Below are 18861 nucleotides of genomic sequence, written 5' to 3'. Positions count from 1 at the left end.
CCCGACGTGCTGGAATTCGGCGAACTCCCGAGTAGGGCCACCGTTCGACGGCTGGTCCGAGCACGGCACTGAATGATGGACGGCACAGCGCAGGTGCCGACGCCGAGAGGTTGTTGGTCGAGTGAGGCGAAGCAGGAAGAGCTCCGCGGCGGAGCAGGCGCGGGGGAACTTCACACCGCCGCCGCAGTCGGCGACGTCTCCTGCCGGCCGGTCCGGAGCAGCGGCCGGGGGCGGTGACACCGGCGCGAGCGGCAGCCGGCTGGCGCCGCGCAACTGGCGTGTGCCCACCAAGCTCAACGCCATTCTGCTGATTCCCGTGATCGTGGGCCTCGTCATGGGCGGGTTCCAGGTCAAGAGCTCGATCACCACCTGGAACGGCGCGCGCGACGCCGAGCAGGTCGCTCTCGTCGTGGGGGCCGCTTCTGCGTACAGCGAGGCGCTGCTCGAAGAGCGTGACAACAGCGCGGAGCCGCTGCTGTCCAGCCAACGCGACAACTTCAACGTCAAGCGCGCCTACAGCCGCACCGACGAGGCCGCCAAGGCCTTCGACACCGCGGTGAAGAAGCTCCCGAAGACCAAGGAGCTCCAGCGCCGCCTCCAGCTCTTCCGCGCCGAGGAGCCCTCCCTCGCCACGCTGCGCAAGACCGCTTACACCGCGGCGATGGACCCGGTGAAGACCGAAGAGGGCTACGTCAAGGTCCAGCACTCGCTGATGGAGTTCTCCAATGAACTCGGCCTCGGCACCGGCAACATCAACAGCTACGGCCGCACGGTCTACGCGATCCAGCTGGCCCAGGCAGCAGAATCGCTTCAGCGTTCCATCGGTACGCATCTGCTGGTGCGCCCGAGCCAGGACCCCGCGACCTTCCAGGCCCAGGTCGTCGCCTTCAACTCGTACAACTATCTGGAGCAGATCGCCCTCCAGGAGTACGTGTCCGGCGGCACCGAGGAGGATGCCGCCGCGCTGAAGTCGGAGATGGCCGCTCAGGCCGTCAGTGCCAAGAACTACGTCTCCCGGGACAGGGCGGCGGCCAAGAGCGAGAAGAAGCGCTATGTGAACCCGCCGGTCAAGGGCGGGTCCATGTTCGACGGCATCGCGTCCGAGATCGGCAAGGGCCGGACTCCCGCGGCGCTGAAGGCGAAGGGCATCGACTCCGAGTCCTGGGCGATCGCGGCGGGGACCAGGTTCGACGGTTACAGCACGGTCGAGAAGAACCTGGTCGAGAACGCGGTCGGCGACGCGGCGACGATCTCGCACAACGCGAAGAACGACGCCATCACCAACGGCGCCGTCGTCCTGGTCGCCCTGCTGATCGCCTTCATCCTGGCCGGGATGATGGCGCGCCAGATGAGCAGGGCGATGCGGCGCCTGCGCACCGCCGCCTTCGGCGTGGCCGAGCAGCGGCTGCCGATGCTCGTCGACCAGCTCTCGCGTACGGAGCCGGGCCGGGTGGACACCCGGGTCGAGCCCATTCCGATCCACACCCAGGACGAGATCGGCGAGGTCGCCCGCGCCTTCGACCAGGTGCACCGCGAGGCGGTGAGGCTCGCGTCGGAGCAGGCCATGCTCCGGGGCAACGTCAACGCGATCTTCACCAACCTCTCGCGCCGCAATCAGTCGCTCATCGAGGGCCAGCTGACGCTGATCACCGACCTGGAGAACAACGAGGCCGAGCCCGAGCAGCTGGAGAGCCTCTTCAAGCTCGACCACCTCGCGACCCGGATGCGCCGCAACGGCGAGAACCTGCTCGTGCTGGCGGGCGAGGAGCCGGGGCGCCGCTGGAACCAGCCTGTCCCGCTGGTCGATGTGCTCAGGGCCGCCTCGTCCGAGGTCGAGTCGTACGAGCGCATCGAGCTGACCGGGGTCCCGGAGACCGAGATCCACGGGCAGTCCGTCACCGACCTGGTGCATCTGCTCGCCGAGCTGCTGGAGAACGCCACCACCTTCTCCTCGCCGCAGACCAGGGTGCGCGTCACGGCGACCCGGCTGCCGGACGGCCGGGTGATGATCGAGATCCACGACAAGGGCATCGGTCTCACCGCCGAGGACTTCGCGGACATCAACCACAAGCTGGCCAACCCGCCGACCGTGGACGCGGCGATCTCGCAGCGCATGGGGCTGTTCGTGGTCGGCCGCCTCGCCGACCGGCACGGTGTACGGGTGCAGCTGCGCCCCTCGGGCGAGCAGGCGGGCACCACGTCGCTGGTCATGCTCCCGGACGCCATCACGCACGGCGGTGGCGGCGAGCAGCTGCCCGCGGACGACTTCAGCGTCTCGTCGATCATTCCGGAGCAGCAGCCGCGGGAGCAGCAGTCGTTCCCGCAGGCCGCGCAGCGGACGGCCGCCGAACTCGGCTTCGACGACACCCGTTACGGCGACAGCGAACCGCGCCGCCTCGACCCGGTCAACCGCTCGCTGATGCGCGAGGAGCGCCGGGCGGCGCTGGACGGCACGCACGACGGGTCCGGCAGGCCGCTGTTCCGCGACGAGGCTCCGCAGCCGGAGCAGCAGTACGGGCAGGGCGGGCAGCACGCGCAGCACGGCAACGGTTACGCGCAGCAGGCGCAGCAGGGCAACTCCTCTGCGCAGTACGGCCAGGAGCCGCAGCAGGCGCCGTACGACCAGAGCGGTTACGCGGCTCCCGACGGCTACCGGAACGGGGCATACCCGGACTCCGGCCACCCGGTGTCCGACGGCCGGCAGCAGCCGTACGACAGCGCGTTCGAGCCGCAGGCCCATCAGGACGACTGGGCTGGTCAGGCCACGTACCAGGACGGTTTTCGGTCGGCTTACCAGCCGGAGGCGGAATCTGTACAGGGCGCTCCCGCAGCCGCTCCCGAACGCGTAGGCTTCGACCGTCCGGGACCGTCTCCGAGCACCTCCCACGAACTGACCGACGCCGGCCTTCCCCGCCGTGGCGGTCAGCAGGCCCCGAAGCCGGACCCCGGAGCACACCAGCCCGGTCAGCAGAACCCCGGTCACCCCCAGGCCGGTCAGCAGAATCCTGAGGAGCGGAACGACGGGGAAGAGAGCGGGGAGAGCAGCCGTCCGGACGGCTGGCGGTCGTCGAACGACGAGCGCTGGCAGCGGGCGGACAAGCTGCGCGAGCCGAAGGCGGGAGGGGTCACCCCCTCCGGTCTCCCCCGGCGGGTGCCCAAGGCCAACCTGGTCGAGGGCAAGGCTGAAGAGACCCCACAGGGCGGCCCCCAGGTCTCCCGCGCGCCCGAGGACGTCCGGGGCAGGTTGAGCAACCTGCGCCGCGGGGTCCTGCGGGGGCGCAACGAAGGTAGTGACACGAACGGTCAGGCCACCGGGAATCACCACGGCGGTCCTGACAGCACCTACAACCAGGAGCGTTAGTGTGAGCCCGATGAGCCAGGCGGCGCAGAACCTGAACTGGTTGATCACCAACTTCGTGGACAACACCCCCGGGGTGTCCCACACCGTGGTGGTCTCCGCCGACGGACTCCTTCTTGCGATGTCCGAGGGGTTCCCGCGTGACCGTGCCGACCAGTTGGCGGCCGTAGCTTCCGGGTTGACCTCGCTCACCGCGGGGGCGTCCCGGATCTTCGAGGGCGGTCATGTCAACCAGACCGTCGTGGAGATGGAGCGCGGCTTCCTCTTCATCATGTCCGTCTCGGACGGTTCCTCACTGGCCGTTCTCGCTCACCCCGAGGCCGATATCGGCCTGGTGGGTTACGAGATGGCCCTTCTGGTGGACCGCGCGGGCAGTGTTCTGACCCCGGATCTCCGCGCCGAACTGCAGGGCAGTCTTCTCAACTAGCAAACAGACAGTGCGTTTCTCGCCACCGCGCCATAAGGTGCGGTGGCGCAGCCCCACAGGAACAGCGACGGGCAGTTGGAGGAGGAAACGTGGCAACACCCCCAGGCGGTCACCCTTACTACGGTGAGCAGCGGGTTCCGGGCGAGTTCGACCAGAACCGTTTCGACTTTCCCTCCACGCCGGGCAGACACGGCAGGCAGCCGTACCAGCAGCCGGAGCCCCCGTCGCCGTACGACCAGCCGCCGCGCATCCAGCCGGTGCAGCCGCACTGGACACCGCACCAGCAGCCCGACCCGGCTCCGGCTCAGGACCGCAATCCCCTGGTGCGCCCGTACGCCATGACCGGCGGCCGGACCCGGCCGCGTTACCAGCTCGCCATCGAGGCACTGGTCAGCACCACGGCAGAACCGTCGCAGCTGCAAGGGCAGTTGCCCGAGCACCAGCGGATCTGCCGGCTCTGTGTCGAGATCAAGTCTGTTGCCGAGATCTCGGCACTTCTTACGATTCCTCTCGGCGTCGCCCGGATCCTCGTCGCCGATCTGGCGGAGGCCGGGCTTGTCGCCATCCATCAGCCCGGCGGCGACGATGCCGTCGGCGGCCAGCCAGACGTGACACTGCTCGAAAGGGTGCTCAGTGGACTTCGCAAGCTCTAGCGGCGGTGCAGCCCGCTCCACTACCTCCGCGAAGATCGTGGTGGCAGGGGGCTTCGGCGTGGGCAAGACCACGTTCGTCGGCGCCGTCTCGGAGATCAACCCGCTGCGTACCGAGGCAGTCATGACGTCCGCGTCCGCGGGCATCGACGACCTCACACACACCGGGGACAAGACCACCACCACGGTGGCCATGGACTTCGGACGCATCACCCTCGACCAGGACCTGATCCTCTACCTGTTCGGCACACCGGGACAGGACCGCTTCTGGTTCATGTGGGACGACCTCGTACGCGGCGCCATCGGCGCCGTCGTACTCGTCGACACCCGCCGCCTCGCCGACTGCTTCCCCGCGGTGGACTACTTCGAGAACTCGGGACTCCCCTTCGTCATCGCCCTCAACGGCTTCGACGGACACCAGCCCTACACCCCCGACGAAGTACGCGAAGCCCTCCAGATCGGCCCCGACACCCCCATCCTCACCACCGACGCACGACACCGCGCAGATGCAAAGAGCGCGCTGATCACACTCGTCGAGCACGCACTGATGGCACGCCTGCGTTAGCGGGGCCCCAGGCCGTACAGCGAAAGGCGCCCGCACCCTCCGGAGAGGGTGCGGGCGCCTTTCGTCTGCTGTCTGTGCGGTCGGGCCGGAGACCGGCCCGGCTCAGCCCTGCCAGGAGTGCGGGGCCCGGAAGCCCGGGGTGCGCTCCAGGCGGCGCCAGCCGGCCGTGCTGCGGGGCGTGTGCGCCGGGGCCTCGGGCCGGTTGCCTGCGCGGGCCAGCAGGATCGCGGTGATCGCGGCCAGCTCCTCCGGGTCCGCGTGGCCCTTCTCGACGCGGAGCAGCGATGCGGCGGCGGTGGGAGTACTCAAGGTCTTTCCCCTTACTGGGACATACGTGCTGTGGCTGTGGCTGTGGCTCGGTGGCTTACTGCGGCGGGTTGCCGTGCTTGCGCGAGGGCAGGTCGGCGTGCTTCGTGCGCAGCATCGCGAGCGACGCGATGAGGACCTCGCGGGTCTCGGCCGGGTCGATGACGTCGTCCACGAGCCCGCGCTCGGCCGCGTAGTACGGGTGCATCAGCTCGGCCTTGTACTCCTTGACCATCCGGGCGCGCATGGCGTCGGGGTCCTCGGCTTCGGCGATCTGCTTGCGGAAGATCACGTTGGCGGCGCCCTCGGCACCCATCACAGCGATCTCGTTCGTCGGCCAGGCGTAGGTGAGGTCGGCGCCGATGGACTGGGAGTCCATGACGATGTACGCGCCCCCGTACGCCTTGCGCAGGATCAGCGAGATCCGCGGGACGGTGGCGTTGCAGTACGCGTACAGCAGCTTCGCGCCGTGGCGGATGATCCCGCCGTGCTCCTGGTCCACGCCGGGCAGGAAGCCGGGTACGTCCAGGAGGGTGATGATCGGGATGTTGAACGCGTCGCACATCTGGACGAAACGGGCCGCCTTCTCGGACGCCTCGATGTCCAGGACACCCGCCAGGGCCTGCGGCTGGTTCGCCACGATGCCCACGACCTGGCCGTCCATCCGGGCGAGCGCGCAGATGATGTTCCGCGCCCAGCGCTCGTGGATCTCCAGGAAGTCGCCGTCGTCGACCAGCTCCTCGATGACCTGGTGCATGTCGTAGGGGCGGTTGCCGTCCGCCGGTACGAGGTCGAGCAGCTTCTCGGATCGGCGGTCCGCCGGGTCCTCGCTGGGGTGCGAGGGCGGGTTCTCCCGGTTGTTCGACGGCAGCATCGAGATGAGGTAGCGGACCTCCGCGATGCAGGTCTCCTCGTCGTCGTACGCGAAGTGCGCGACGCCGGACGTCTCGGCGTGCACATCGGCGCCACCGAGGCCGTTCTGGGTGATCTCCTCGCCCGTCACCGCGCGGACCACGTCCGGTCCTGTGATGAACATCTGCGATGTCTCACGCACCATGAACACGAAGTCCGTGAGCGCGGGGCTGTAGGCGGCGCCGCCGGCGCACGGGCCGAGCATCACACTGATCTGCGGGATCACGCCCGACGCACGCGTGTTGCGCTGGAAGATCCCACCGTACCCCGCGAGAGCGCTGACGCCCTCCTGGATACGGGCGCCGGCGCCGTCGTTCAGGGAGACCAGCGGCGCACCCGCCGAGATGGCCATGTCCATGATCTTGTGGATCTTCGTGGCGTGGGCCTCGCCCAGCGCCCCGCCGAAGATCCGGAAGTCGTGCGCGTAGACGAAGACCGTGCGGCCCTCGACCGTGCCCCACCCGGTGATGACACCATCGGTGTACGGCTTCTTCGCCTCCAGGCCGAAGCCGGTCGCCCGGTGCCGGCGCAGCTGCTCGACCTCCTTGAACGATCCCGGGTCCACCAGCAGCTCGATGCGCTCGCGCGCGGTCAGCTTGCCCTTCGTGTGCTGGGCCTCGGTCGCTCGCTCACTGGGCCCGCGCCTGGCCTGCTCGCGCAGGGCCAGCAGCTCCGCCACCCGGCCACGTGCGTCGGTGGGCCGGCCCGCGGTCTCGTCCAAAACGGTCATGTTCCGACCCTACGAACTGCGCCAAGAAAACGCGCAGTGCACTTCGCACAGTCTCCGGACCAGTTTCCTGGCCGCCCTGGACAGAAGAGCCCGGCGGCGCAGGCGAAGTGCCAGTCCAGGACCACTCCGGATTGTGGAGTTCCCACAAGAGCTCGGACAAGCTCCGGGAGCGGTGCCAGGACGGGGACGCGAGCGCGGCCGGGCCGTCCGGTGCCCGGTCAGCCGAGGACGACCTCGCAGGCGTGCGTCGCGCCCGCCGTGCCCGGGGTGACCCGCAGCCGCAGCGACCGGCCGGTCGAGACCACCTGCACGGAGGGGTCCGCGCTGGTCACCCGGCGTACCGGCTGCTTCCAGACGATCTCCACCGGCTTCCCGGTCCGCGGCGGCTCGCTGATGTGCAGGGTGGCGGTGCGCCGCTTGCGCCGCACCAGCACGCTCGCCGGAGCCGCGGCGGTGAGCTGCCCCACCGTACCGGGCTGCCAGAAGTTCACCGCGGTCAGCCCGAGTGAGCGTACGGCGACGCCCTGCTGTGCCGCCGTATTGGTCAGTACCTCCAGCCAGCCGCGGTCGGCCGCGCGGGCCGCGAGCGTGCGGGGCGAGGCGCCGGGCATCAGCAGATACGCGTACGAGGCGTCCACCGGGTCCGTGCCGTGGTCGAGCCAGAGGGTCTGGAAGGTGCGGGTCTGCCGCTCGGTCGAGCTGGTGGTGTTGATGTCGTGCCACGCCCCGGTGCGTGCCTCGCGCAGGGTGTGCAGCGCGTCCGTGCCACCGGGGAAGACCCATCCGCCGTGGCCCGCGAGGTGGGCCCAGCGCGGCCGGCCGCGGTCGTCCAGCGTGAACGCGGCCTTGCCGTCGGCTCCGAGGTTGCGGTTGTCGACCACCGTCTCGACCGGGACGCCGTCGGTCGCGGTGATCCCCGCACCCAGGCAGATCACCGTGTCGGCGACGCAGAACCAGGACTTGTGGGCCTGGAGGGTGGAGAGCAGCCCCTTCACCTGCTGGCCGACGGCCGCGAACTCGCCGTCGCTCGCTCCGCCCACCCACTGGACGGCCGGCTTGGCGGCGCCCCACTCGCCGCCCGCCTCATCGGCAAGCCGCTTGGTCGACACGGTGGTTCCGGGCATCCGGTACGGGTCGACGGTCGGCCAGAACCAGTCGGTGTAGTGGTCGTTCGCCTGCTTGCCCGGCCACCAGTAGAGCATTCCGGCGCCGGTGTGCCAGCCGTGCAGGTTCTCGCCGTTGCCGCACTCGTAGTACGAGATCCGCTCGGAGGACATCGAGATGTTCGCCGCCCAGCCGGGGCGGCGGTGCACCGCGCGGTCCATGGAGGCGAAGAGGTTGTGGGCGACCGGTTCCGGGGCCGCCGCCACCGGGGCGGCGGCGACCGCGTGCAGCCGGGAGAGGTCGGCGACGCCGAACTGCGTCGCGGTGAGGATCGGGGTCGTGGTGTCCCGCTCGATCCAGCCCTTGACCATCCCCTGCCAGCGCAGCCGCTCGGCATCGGACGCACCGCCCGCCATGACCGCTATGGCGGCGATCAGCCCCTTCCCGTGGAAGTGGTCGCTGCGCATCACGTGCTGGTCGTCGCTGGCGAGGTAACCGCGGCTGACCGCACGCCCGTTGACGCTGTCCATGGCCAGGCCGTTGTAGATGATGGGCGCGTAGGCGTGCTCGACGCTGTCCAGGATGATCTGCCGGTTGGGGTCGGTGACGTCCCAGGTGGAGCCCGCGAGCAGGGTGAAGAGCCGGCCGAGGCCGTCCAGCATGACCTGGCCGTAGGTGCCCGAGTAGGCGATCGACGTGTGCTGGAGGAACGAGCCGTCGGGGTAGAGCCCGTCGCTCTTGGTGACGTACGGGAAGACGGGCGAGAGCGCGTCGCGGGCCAGCGCGATCTTCTCCGGGGAGCGGCCGTTCACGCCGCGCATGGTGACCGAGCGGCAGAGGTCGACCCGGTTGGCGCCGGTCGATGTGCCGGAGTAGTCGGCGAGCACCGAGTCGGGGATGAAGTGGTCGACGGCCGCGCAGGCGGCCTGGATCTGGCTGTCGGTGAGGTGGCCGTAGAGGGCGGCCACCAGGTCCATCAGCAGCCGGGGGCTGCCGATCTGCCACTCCCACCAGTTGCCGTAGACCGTCGTCGTGGGGTTGTAGATCTTCGCGGAGAGGTGGTCGATGCCGGTGATCACATCGGCGAGCAGCCCGGCGTCGCCGGTGAGCCCGGTGCCGTCCTGGAGGTACGCCTCGGCCATCGTCCACAGCCGGGTGTAGCTCTGGGTGATGCCGGCCGGCGGGTCGAACGGGTAGTCCGCCCAGAGGGACTTGTCCGCCGGGGCCATCGACGCCCGGAACTGCGTGGCGAGTTGGCCGGTCGCCTTGAGCTGGGACGCGTACGGCTCCGCGGTCGCGTCGTAACCGGTACCGAGCGCCAGATCCAGCCAGCGGCCGCGCAGCGTCGCGAACTCGTCGTCGGAGCCCGCGTCCGCAGCCGTGGCCGTTCCGGCAGTCGACGGCGCGGACGCGGCGGACGGGGCCGCGTTCGCGTACGGCACGGCGGTCAGCGTGAGCGCTCCGGCGCCCGCGGTGGCGAGGAAGGCGCGACGGGACCAGGGGGGCAGCGAGGGCACAGGAGACTCCCGGAGACAGGGGGCGTGGATCTGCTAGCCGCTGGTGTAGCAGGGCCTCAACGGCCGGGCAATGGTCTGGACAACATGAACAGAAAGCGCTTGCTCCCGGATCACCTTGAACCGGGAGCAAGCGCTTTCTCGGTCAGCCTTCCACCGGCCGTCGGCCGGCCCTTCCCACCTCCCTCGACCGGCCCCCCGACCGGCCCGTCAGCCGCCGCAGTGGAAGCGGGCGTCGCCCCAGTCCGCGTGATCGTTGCCGGGCCCGTCGCCGCCGTCACCCGTGACGAGGTCGACGTACTTCGCTCCGGTCACATCGGCCGTCAGCGACCAGGCGCCGTCGGCCCCCTTGAGCACCGGCGACTTGACCTTCTCGGTGCCGTCGGCGACCACGCTGAACTGCACGCTGCCGCGCGTCCCCTGCGAACTGTCGAGACCCGCCTGCGCGGTGAAGGACGTGCACCGGCCGCCCAGGTAGTAGCGGATGGTGCCGGGCGACGCGGTGCCGAGCCCCTTGGCGTACACCGTGCCGCCGATGGTCAGCGGTGTGCCGTCGCCCGCCGCCGTCTCGCCGTTGTCCATGTCCTTCTCGGCCGGTCCCCAGCCGTTCTCCATGGACGTCCAGTCGAGATCGCTGGCGTAGCGGTCCTCGGTGGGCGGCGGCGGGAGCGTGCGGACCGAGGCGGACGCGGTCAGCTTCCGGGTGCTGCCGCCGACCGTGTACGAGCCGGTGGAGCGCAGCTCGTAGGGCTGGTACGCCGCGTCGGCCGGCGGGGTGACCTGCCAGGTGCCGGTGGCCTCGGCGCCCGGGGCGACGCTGTCGAAGGTGACCGGCCCCGCGGGCTCGGCCTGCCAGCCGTCGGGAAGGTCCAGGCTCACCGAGACACCGGTCGCCGCGGTCGCCTCGTAGTTGGTGAAGGTGGCCGAGACCTTGTTCTTCGCACCCGGTTCCAGGGTCTGGTCGGCCGGGTCGACGGAGAGCGTGCCGCAGGCGGCCTGTCCGGTTGCCGGGCCCAGGTCGGTCACCGTGAAGTTGTCGAGCACGAAGTCGGCGCCGTCGGGTGCCCCTTCGGACTTGCGCAGCCCGGTGAAGGTGTCCCCGCAGCCGGCCGTGAGCTGCTCGCTGAAGTGCCCGGTGGTCCGCTGTCTGCCGATGGGGGTGCTCCGGGTCTCCACCGATGCGGCGCCGGAGCCCGACGTACGGTCGTAGCCGTCGACCCACGCATAGGCGCCCGCGTCGCTCGACTGGTAGTCGAACCGCACCTGGTACGCGTGGCCTTCGGCCATCGGGACGGTCCACGGCGCGGTCCGGTAGACGAGGCCGGTGTTCTCCTCGTGCGACTTCAGCGACTGGCCGCTGCCGATGACGTCGTCGATGGCCTTCCCGTTCCAGCCTGCCTGTGTGTACGGGGCGTGCTTCTGCGCGATGTGGGTGCGGGGGTCGGTGTCGCCGCCCGCGTCGCCCTTGAGGAAGGGTCCCCAGCCCTGGTCGACGTGTTCGAAGTCCTCGGACGCGACCGTCCCCGCCCTGACCGTCGGAGCGTTCGCCACGACCCGGATGTCATCGAGCCGCACCGTGGCCGCCGAGCCCTTCGCGGCCTCGATCCTGAGCGTGGTGGCGCCGTGCTCCGGTGCGGTGAAGTTGACCGCGGCCCGTTGGAACCAGGTGCCGTGCCAGTCGGATGCGGCGACCATGTTCTTCGCGGTCGACCGCTCGACCACCACCGACTTGCCGCCCGCCGAGAGCGTCGTACGTCTCGACCTGCCGGGCTGCACCTCGATCCAGGCCGATGCGGAGTAGCGGGCCCCGGGCTTGAGGCCCCTGAGCTGCTGGGAGACGGCCGCCGTGCCGCTTCCGGAGAGCGCTGCGCTGTTGCGGCCCTGACCGTCGGTGTCCCGTACGGCGGTGCCGGTCCGCTGCCAGTCGCTCAGCTTCGCGTCGTTGAAGCCGGGGTCCTCGACCTCGGTGTCCTGTCCCCAGCGGGGATCGGCCTGCTTCGGGGCGTGGTCCGGGTAGAGCACGTACGGCTGGCCCGCCGCCGCCGTCAGGGTGATCCGCCCCTTGACCGGCTTGACGGTGCCGGCCCTGGTGCGGCCGTTGTCGGTGAGCTTGTAGACGGTGTACGTCCCGCTCCCCGGCACCTGCCAACTGGTCGTGCCACCCGTCTTGTTGTAGTGGTAGAGCTTCTTGCCGCCGTCCCACGGGATCAGGTAGTCGTTCCCGTCGATGACCTGCCGCCCGTGGTCGTAGACGGCACGCCTGCCGTCCTTGACGGTGCCGGTCACCCCGCCGGTGAAGGTGATGTCGTTGCCGTCCCAGCGGGTGATCTTCTGGTGCTGGAGATATTTGGCGGGGAGGTCCTTCTGCCAGACGGTGTCGTAGAACTTCGTCCAGTCGGTCTCGCCCGTCCAGCCCTCGAACTCCTGGATGGCGGTCTGGCCGAGGACCGGATCGTTGTTCCAGACGTCCTTCTCGTCGTTCCGGATGAACCGGATGATCTTCGAGTTGAGGCCCTTGTTGTGGGCGTCGCCGTAATCCAGGTCATTGGCCCAGTGCGACCAGAGCGTGTCCCGCTCGAACTTGTCCGCCCACTCGGACGCCAGGTTCCAGCCCTGCTGGCGGACGGCCTCGGCGGTCTTGTCGGCGATCCAGCCGTGCGTGTAGTAGACGTCGAGGTAGAGCAGCGAGAGGTTGGGGTCGGTCTCGTTCCGCAGCTGCTGGAGCCGGTCGGTCAGGTCGCCGCTGTTGATGTCGTGGCGCTGGTCGATGTAGTAGCTCTGGTCCAGCCAGTTCCAGCCCTGCGCGCTCTTGTCGACCAGGCTGTCGTCGAAGTGGTGGGCGACCGGGTAGGCCTCGGTGGCGTTGATGTGCGCACCGAACGTGGCGCCCCACTTCTTGCCGTCCTTGAGCAGCTTGTTGAGGTCGGTGAGGCCGCCGGCCCGGGTGTTGTAGTTGCCCCCGTAGTCGGGGTGCGCCGAGTCGTGGCCCTCGGACTGGTAGCCCTTGAGCAGGGCGAGCTGACCGAGGCCGTCGGTGGCGAGCGAGATGCGCTTGACGTCGTCCAGCGTGCGCAGGAAGGGGTGGGTGGCCTGGCTGGCGAAGTTGAACGGGATGTGGGTGATCACCCGGTCCGGGGTCTCGTTCCCGCCCTTGGGCTCGATGCCGATCGTGCGGAACGCGACGGCGCCGTCCTGCCAGTCGACCACCTTGTCGCCGTTGGCGTCCGGCGTGACGACGACCTTCGCCCAGGGCAGGTTGTTCCCGCTCTCCGGCTTGGCGGCGCCGTCGCCACGGTAGGTCCACTGCCCGGACCAGACCCCGACCCGGACGCTGCCGTCGGCCTCCTTCTGCGCCTGGTGCCAGAAGCGGGCCGCGTCGCCGTTGGTGGCGCCGGCCGGCTTGTCGTACGAGGAGTTGGACTCGACCGCTGCGGCCAGCTGCCCGGTGTTGACGATGGCGTAGGTCGCCCCGACCGGTGAGGCGTCGGCCCCGGTGTCCGCCGTGACCTTGCCGAAGACGTCGGCGGTACGGGTCGAGTCCGCGTCGAGCCGGGTGAAGGCGGTGGCGGCTCCCGGGTCGTCGGACCCCACCGAGACCAGATCGTGGCCGGGGATGTCGATCGTCCCGACCCGGAACGCCGCGGTGTCCCGTACGGCGGTCACCCTGAACGTGGTGGCGCGCCCCGAGACCGAGAGCTTCGCGTCGATCTCGATCCCGGGCAGGGCGGCGAAGGTGAGGGTGTACGCGGCGGACGAGGTCCGGACCACGGGTGCGCCCTTCACCTGGACCGGGTACGCCTTGCCGTTGAGGGTGACGGCGGTGACCGGCTGCGTGCTGCCGAGCAGCCGCGATCCGGTGCCGCGGTCGGTGTACGAGACGACTCGCGGGAAGTCCCTGGCGACGGCGACCGAGAGCTGGGCCGAGCCGATGACGGCCTCGCCCCCGACGGCGCCGGTCGCGGGCGCGGCGGTGGCGGAGGCAGAGGCGGACGGGAGGGGCCCGGCCAGGGCGAATACGGCGGAGGACGCGGCGACGAGCGCGCGGACGGATCTGTATCTTCGGGGCATGGTCACTGGGTATCCGCGCCCCGGCCACCGGTCAACGCCCAATGCCCTTGCGGGCAGCGGCAGTCCAACAGCCGCTGCCCGAAAGTCCAAGCCGGTACCGGGCGGCCGGCCTCAGCAGCCGCCGCAGTTGTAGAACGTGACGTCCCAGTGGCTGCCCTCGTCCGCGTACACATTGCCCGCGCCGGACTTCCACTGCGGGTAGCCGTCACCGCGCAGGCCGATGTACGTGAACGTGTTCTTGACGTAGTTGGTCAGGCAGGTGGTCTTGGCGATGTCCAGCTTGTAGCCGTTCCAGTGCGAGTACGTGCCGGACGCGTGGCCCGTCTCGGTGCCTCCCGTGATGTTCATGGCGCAGCCGAGCGCGCCCTTGAGCGTCTGGGCGCCCTGTGCGGTGGCCAGGTTGAGCTGGTCGAAGGAGGTGCAGGTGGCGACGTTCCGGTCGGAGCAGCCACCGGACGACGACCAGGTGATGCCGGACGAGCGGAACATCGACGTGGCCGTGGCGTGACTGATCTTCGTCGCGGCGAAGGCGTCGGTGGCACCTCCGAGGACGCCGACGCCGGGCGCGAAGAGGACACCGAGGACGAGCGCGAGCGCGGCGAGAACCGGGCGGAGTTTCATGGGGGATTCCTCCTGCTGATGACTGCGATGACTGCGATGACTGCATGGAGTGCGATGTCGGCGTTGTCCGCGTTGTCCGTGGGGCTGCTGTGCAGGTGGAGCGGGACAGATAGTGCCGCAGTTCTACGCGCGTCCGCCAGAGGGCCGTCACCGTGCACCGGACACCGGTCCGCGAAGCCGCCCGCACACTCGTCCGCACGCCCGTCCGCGCACCCATCCGCACACCCCGCCGCACACTCTTGACGAAGATGTTGAATTTTGAACCAGATGGCTCTATGGTGAATCTCGTTGAAGGTTAAACAACCTTGGCGAACGCCACCTGTGCACGCACTCCCGCGCTCACGCACCACCCATCACGCACCACCCATCACCCGAGGAGGAGCCATGGCTCTGTTCAACCGCAAGTCCCCCACCGCCCCGGCCACCACCGCCACCCTCCCGGTGGACCCCGCCCTGGCCGCTCTGTCCGGCGACTACAGCATCGACCCGGCCCACAGCGCCATCAGCTTCACCGTGCGCCACGCCATGGTGACCAACGTGCGCGGCTCCTTCACCGAGCACGAGGGCACGCTGCACCTGGACGGCTCCGACCCCTCGAAGTCCACCGCGGCCATCGACATCCGGATCGAGAGCATCGACACCGGCATCGCGGACCGCGACGGCCACCTGCGCAGCGGCGACTTCTTCGACGCCGAGCAGTTCCCGCACATGACGTTCCGCTCCACGCACGCCGAGCAGCTCGGCGGCGACACGTACCGCATCGTCGGCGACCTGACCATCAAGGACGTCACGAAGCCGCTCGCCATCGACCTGGAGTTCAACGGCTCGGCCACCGACGTCTACGGCAACCAGCGCGTCGGCTTCGAGGGCAGTACCGAGATCCTGCGCTCCGACTGGGGCCTGACCTGGAACGCCGCCCTGGAGACCGGTGGCGTCATGGTCAGCGACAAGGTCAAGCTGGCCTTCGACATCTCGGCGATCAAGTCCGCCTGATCACGGACCCGTTGCCGCTCCTCGCCCACGCCGGTGCGCCGCGACCCGTTCGCGGGTGGCGCACCGGCGCGAGCAGTACCGGCGGGCAGGACCACTGCCCTCCACGACGAAGACGTTCCCGCAGCCCGTCGAGGCACAGACGCCGCCCGGCGGGCGCTGGCGGTCCCAGAGGCGGACGGCCAGCGCCAGACAGGACGAGGCGAGGAACCACTCGCCCCACGGCGCGTCGTCATCGCGGTCGAGGTGCGGATGCCAGGGCGTGCTGCCGTCGTGCGAGGTGAGACGGAGGCGGCCGGTGCTGCGTCGCAGCAGCCCGTTCACGGCTGACGCGGCGGCGTCGGCCCCCTCGGCCGCGAAGACCTCGCGCAGCGCGCGGGCGGCGGACCGCAGCTCTTCCATATCGCTTGCGGAGAGCGCGAGTTCACCGGTTTCGCCGTGGGTGTGCAGCACATCGGCCACCTGCCCCGCCGTCGCGGTCTCCAGGCTCAGGACGTTGATCAGAGCGGCGGTCCGCTCCAGGGTCTCGTTCGGGGTGAGCACCCGGCGAATGTAACGCATCTGGCGCAGGATTCGGTTACCTGCGTAACGTGATCGTGATGGAGAAGCGTTACTCACTGGCCCGCTACACCACCGGAGCCGTGGCGGCCCGTACCGGGGACGAGATGTCCGGGCCCGCCCTGCTGCTGGCCGGGCTCGCGGCCACCGGTTCCGCCACGGCCGCATCGGCGGTCCTCGCCGGTCTCACGGTCTCGGCGGCGGTCGGCGGCCCCGTGTTCGGCGTGCTCCTCGACCGTTCGCCGCGGCCCGGCCGCCTGCTGGCCTGCACCCTCACGCTGTACGCCATGGCCCTCGGCGCCCTGCTGCTCAGCCTCGGCCGGGTCCCGGTCGCCTGCACCGTACTGATCGCGGCGGCCGGCGGACTGCTCGGACCGGCGCTCTCGGGCGGCTGGACCTCCCAGCTCCCGCGCGTCGTCGCCCCCGGAGCGCTCCCCCGCGCGAACGCCGTCGACGCGATGACGTTCAACCTCGCGAGCCTGGCAGGGCCCGCCCTGGCCGCAGCGGCCGCCGCTTCGGCGGGCGCGCCCAGCGGTGTGGCCGGGTCGGCCACGCTGATCTGTCTGGCCCTCCCGGCCGCCTGGGCACTGCCCGAACGGAGCGTTACGGAAGGGACTGCCGCACGCCGGCGGGTCCACACCGACCTCACCGCCGGATTCCTCGCCATCGCCCGCTCCCCCACCCTGGCCCGCGCGACCACCGCATCCGTCGTCTCGTGTGTGGGCAGCGGCGCGCTGCTCGCCTGCACCCCGCCGCTCGGCGAACGGGTGCTCGGCGGCGCCGACCGGGGCGCGGTCCTCCTCGGCGTCGCCGCGGTAGCCGCCCTGGCCGCGAACACCCTGCTCTCCCGCCGCCCGGGGCTGCTGCGCCCCGACACGGTCGTCCGGCTCAGCACCGTGGTCCTGGCCGCAGCCCCGGCCCTCGCGGCGACCGGCCGACCGGTGCCGGTCGCCGCGTCGGCCGTTCTCACCGGGATCGGTGAAGGCCCGCAGCTCACCGCCCTGTTCGCGATCCGGCACCGGGAGGCGCCCGCCCGGTTGCGCGGCCAGATCTTCACCACTGGCGCCAGCCTGAAACTCACCGGGTTCGCCATCGGCGCGGCCATCGCCGGGCCGCTCGCCACCTGGTCGCTGCCCGGCGCACTGCTGGCAGCGGCCGGGGTCCAGCTCCTGGCCGCTGCCAGCTCGTTCTGATCCGCTCAGCCGCCTTGGCGGGCGCCCGGCTCGGTGATGCGGGCGAGCCAGCGCAGCAGCAGGGCGGTCTCCACGGGTTCCAGGGCGTCGGTGCCGTTCAGTTCCAGCTGAGCGTGCAGACGCAGAGCCGCCGAGTGCAGGGGGTCGCCCTCGTCGTGTCCGGTCGGCCGGGTGAGCACCCTGGAGAACATGGCATCGCGCATCAGGTGCGAGACCGTGGAGTCACTGAACAGCGCTGGGGCTGCGATGTGGTGGAGCGCGATGCCGACGTTCGCGGACAGGATCAGCTCTGCGGCGGTGCGCGGTTCGGTTCTGAGGGCGCCCACCGCCGCACAGCGGACGAGCGCCGCGACAAGGAGGTCGAACACGCGCTGCCGGGCGGTGGAGTGCGACCAGGGCCGGGGCGTGAACATCAGTTGGTAGAGCGCCGGATGTTCCCTGGCGAAGGCCATGTGACCGTCCCATCCGGCCAGCAGGTCGGTCACCGGGTCCCCGGTCTGCTCCTGGGCCGCTTTGAGCGCGGCGTATCGCTCGTAGCCGTGGTCGGCCACCGCGTCGAGCAGTCCGCGCTTGTCGCCGAACAGCCGGTAGAGGACCGGCTGCGTCACGCCGACGGCCTCGCAGACCGCACGGGTCGCCACGTCGTGGTCCGAAGAACCCGCCAGTTGCTGCAGCGCGGCTTCGATCATCGCCGCGCGGATCGTCGCATCCGCTTCCATGAAATCAACGATACGCGACATGGCTAGCGCCGATAAAGGCGCCGTGCTAGCGTCGCCATATCGTCGATTCCACAAAGGGATATCAGCGATATGGAAAGGATGGCTCATGAACGGGCAGCAGCGTGTCGCCGTGGTCACGGGTGGTTCCCGCGGTATCGGCCGGGCGGCAGCGATCACCCTCGGCTCCCGCGGTTACGCCGTCGCCGTGGGGTTCGCGGGGTCGGCCGACGCCGCGAACCAGGTGGTCGAGACGATCACCGCCGCCGGAGGCCGGGCGATATCCGTGCAGGCCGACGTGGCCGACGAGAACGCGGTCGCGGCGGCGTTCGACTCGGCGGAGAAGGAGTTCGGCGGCGTCGACGTCGTGGTGAACTCCGCGGGGCGGATGGGCCTGTCACCCATCGCTGACCTCGACCTGGCCGTCCTGGACGACCTGTACCGCACCAACATCCGCGGCACCTTCGTCGTGGCGAGGGAGGCCGCACGGCGCGTGCGCGCCGGGGGCGCCATCGTCAATCTGTCCACCTCGGTGGTGGGCCTGCAGTTCCCCGAGTACGGCGCCTACGCCGCCAGCAAGGGAGCCGTCGAGGCGATGACGCTTGTTCTCGCGCGCGAGCTGAGGGGCCGCGACATCACGGTCAACGCCGTCGCCCCCGGCCCCACGGCCACCGAATTGTTCTTCGAGGGCAAGGACGAAGCCACGATCGAACGGCTCGCCAAACAGCCCCCGCTGGAACGGCTCGGCACCCCCGAGGACATCGCCGAGGTCGTCGCCTTCCTGGCCGGCCCCTCGGGGCACTGGGTCAACGGACAGGTCCTGCGCGCCAACGGCGGGATCATCTGACGCCCGGCAGCCACGCTCCGGACCTTTCGCCACCACATCTCTTTTCCCGTTTGCCCAACACCCCATCGGAGAGCAGGAATCACCATGCCTTTCGCCAACCTCAAGGTGCCCGCGGAAACCCTGACGCAGGAGTCGAAGAAGAAGCTCATCGACGCCGTCACCGACGCCTACGCCGATGTCTACGGTGAGCGCGCCCGGGCCACCACCCTGGTGGTCATCGACGAGGTCCCCGACGGGGGCTGGGGCGTGGGCGGCACCGTACTCACGGCCGAAATGCTCGGCAAGAGCTGACCGCCTGCCGG

15 protein-coding genes are annotated in these 18861 nt (G+C 70.2%); 8 read left to right on the top strand and 7 right to left on the bottom strand.

Features of this window, described 5'->3' with window-relative positions; translation table 11 throughout:
- The first annotated feature begins 121 nt into the window (after positions 1-121).
- The 4 genes from OHB13_RS27140 to OHB13_RS27125 all read left to right on the top strand — a co-directional run bounded on the left by OHB13_RS27140 (position 122) and on the right by OHB13_RS27125 (position 5000).
- Positions 122-3361: a sensor histidine kinase gene (locus tag OHB13_RS27140; RefSeq protein WP_328378802.1), complete on the top strand. Its 3240-nt coding sequence runs from the start codon at positions 122-124 to the stop codon at positions 3359-3361.
- A 10-nt stretch (positions 3362-3371) separates the two neighbouring features.
- Positions 3372-3785, top strand: coding sequence for a roadblock/LC7 domain-containing protein (locus tag OHB13_RS27135; protein ID WP_164260062.1), 414 nt, complete (start codon positions 3372-3374; stop codon positions 3783-3785).
- A gap of 89 nt (positions 3786-3874) precedes the next feature.
- On the top strand, positions 3875-4438 hold the full coding sequence (locus OHB13_RS27130) for a DUF742 domain-containing protein (RefSeq protein ID WP_266852614.1): 564 nt from the start codon (positions 3875-3877) through the stop codon (positions 4436-4438).
- A complete protein-coding gene (locus OHB13_RS27125) occupies positions 4419-5000 on the top strand; it encodes a GTP-binding protein (protein ID WP_014048542.1) in 582 nt (193 codons plus the stop codon). The genes OHB13_RS27130 and OHB13_RS27125 overlap by 20 nt, the downstream gene beginning before the upstream one ends.
- A 102-nt stretch (positions 5001-5102) precedes the next feature.
- Here the strand turns inward: OHB13_RS27125 and OHB13_RS27120 are convergent, their stop codons facing one another.
- The 5 genes from OHB13_RS27120 to OHB13_RS27100 all read right to left on the bottom strand — a co-directional run bounded on the left by OHB13_RS27120 (position 5103) and on the right by OHB13_RS27100 (position 14255).
- Positions 5103-5309, bottom strand: coding sequence for an acyl-CoA carboxylase subunit epsilon (locus OHB13_RS27120; protein ID WP_328378801.1), 207 nt, complete (start codon positions 5307-5309; stop codon positions 5103-5105).
- 55 nt (positions 5310-5364) lie between these two features.
- A complete protein-coding gene (locus OHB13_RS27115) occupies positions 5365-6948 on the bottom strand; it encodes an acyl-CoA carboxylase subunit beta (RefSeq protein WP_266852618.1) in 1584 nt (527 codons plus the stop codon).
- 218 nt (positions 6949-7166) lie between these two features.
- The gene (locus OHB13_RS27110; protein ID WP_328378800.1) at positions 7167-9569 is read right to left on the bottom strand and encodes a polysaccharide lyase 8 family protein; all 2403 of its coding nucleotides are present in this window, start codon (positions 9567-9569) and stop codon (positions 7167-7169) included.
- A 207-nt stretch (positions 9570-9776) separates the two neighbouring features.
- Positions 9777-13634, bottom strand: a complete 3858-nt coding sequence (locus OHB13_RS27105; RefSeq protein ID WP_328378799.1) for an endo-alpha-N-acetylgalactosaminidase family protein — start codon at positions 13632-13634, stop codon at positions 9777-9779.
- A gap of 111 nt (positions 13635-13745) precedes the next feature.
- Positions 13746-14255, bottom strand: a complete 510-nt coding sequence (locus OHB13_RS27100; protein WP_328378798.1) for a hypothetical protein — start codon at positions 14253-14255, stop codon at positions 13746-13748.
- A 384-nt stretch (positions 14256-14639) separates the two neighbouring features.
- On the opposite strand from OHB13_RS27100, the gene OHB13_RS27095 reads away from it, so the two are divergent.
- A complete protein-coding gene (locus OHB13_RS27095; RefSeq protein ID WP_266852626.1) occupies positions 14640-15248 on the top strand; it encodes a YceI family protein in 609 nt (202 codons plus the stop codon).
- Here the strand turns inward: OHB13_RS27095 and OHB13_RS27090 are convergent, their stop codons facing one another.
- Entirely contained in the window at positions 15249-15806 is a 558-nt protein-coding gene (locus OHB13_RS27090; protein WP_328378797.1) for a CGNR zinc finger domain-containing protein, read from the bottom strand.
- Positions 15807-15844: 38 nt separating this feature from the next.
- Here OHB13_RS27090 and OHB13_RS27085 point away from each other — a divergent pair, with 38 nt between their 5' ends.
- Positions 15845-16996, top strand: a complete 1152-nt coding sequence (locus OHB13_RS27085; RefSeq protein ID WP_328378796.1) for an MFS transporter — start codon at positions 15845-15847, stop codon at positions 16994-16996.
- Between the two features lie 5 nt (positions 16997-17001).
- On the opposite strand, the gene OHB13_RS27080 is transcribed toward OHB13_RS27085, so the two are convergent.
- The gene (locus OHB13_RS27080) at positions 17002-17715 is read right to left on the bottom strand and encodes a TetR/AcrR family transcriptional regulator (RefSeq protein WP_328378795.1); all 714 of its coding nucleotides are present in this window, start codon (positions 17713-17715) and stop codon (positions 17002-17004) included.
- Between the two features lie 106 nt (positions 17716-17821).
- Between OHB13_RS27080 and OHB13_RS27075 the strand changes: the two genes are divergently transcribed.
- The gene (locus OHB13_RS27075) at positions 17822-18559 is read left to right on the top strand and encodes an SDR family oxidoreductase (RefSeq protein WP_266852634.1); all 738 of its coding nucleotides are present in this window, start codon (positions 17822-17824) and stop codon (positions 18557-18559) included.
- A gap of 84 nt (positions 18560-18643) precedes the next feature.
- The gene (locus OHB13_RS27070) at positions 18644-18850 is read left to right on the top strand and encodes a 4-oxalocrotonate tautomerase family protein (protein ID WP_266852636.1); all 207 of its coding nucleotides are present in this window, start codon (positions 18644-18646) and stop codon (positions 18848-18850) included.
- Positions 18851-18861: the final 11 nt, after the last annotated feature.

The sequence above is a fragment of the Streptomyces sp. NBC_00440 genome (assembly GCF_036014215.1).
In the GTDB taxonomy this organism is placed as follows: Bacteria; Actinomycetota; Actinomycetes; order Streptomycetales; family Streptomycetaceae; genus Streptomyces.
The sequence above is the reverse complement of the archived record's forward strand: the minus strand, read 5'-3'. Positions and strand labels throughout refer to the sequence as shown.

Bases quoted from the DNA above. Each gene is read 5' to 3' on its own strand.
- OHB13_RS27105 (WP_328378799.1), bottom strand. From the start codon at position 13,634: ATGCCCCGAAGATACAGATCCGTCCGCGCGCTCGTCGCCGCGTCCTCC.
- OHB13_RS27075 (WP_266852634.1), top strand. From the start codon at position 17,822: ATGAACGGGCAGCAGCGTGTCGCCGTGGTCACGGGTGGTTCCCGCGGT.
- OHB13_RS27080 (WP_328378795.1), bottom strand. From the start codon at position 17,715: ATGGAAGCGGATGCGACGATCCGCGCGGCGATGATCGAAGCCGCGCTG.
- OHB13_RS27090 (WP_328378797.1), bottom strand. From the start codon at position 15,806: ATGCGTTACATTCGCCGGGTGCTCACCCCGAACGAGACCCTGGAGCGG.
- OHB13_RS27095 (WP_266852626.1), top strand. From the start codon at position 14,640: ATGGCTCTGTTCAACCGCAAGTCCCCCACCGCCCCGGCCACCACCGCC.
- OHB13_RS27135 (WP_164260062.1), top strand. From the start codon at position 3,372: ATGAGCCAGGCGGCGCAGAACCTGAACTGGTTGATCACCAACTTCGTG.
- OHB13_RS27115 (WP_266852618.1), bottom strand. From the start codon at position 6,948: ATGACCGTTTTGGACGAGACCGCGGGCCGGCCCACCGACGCACGTGGC.
- OHB13_RS27085 (WP_328378796.1), top strand. From the start codon at position 15,845: ATGGAGAAGCGTTACTCACTGGCCCGCTACACCACCGGAGCCGTGGCG.
- OHB13_RS27070 (WP_266852636.1), top strand. From the start codon at position 18,644: ATGCCTTTCGCCAACCTCAAGGTGCCCGCGGAAACCCTGACGCAGGAG.
- OHB13_RS27100 (WP_328378798.1), bottom strand. From the start codon at position 14,255: ATGAAACTCCGCCCGGTTCTCGCCGCGCTCGCGCTCGTCCTCGGTGTC.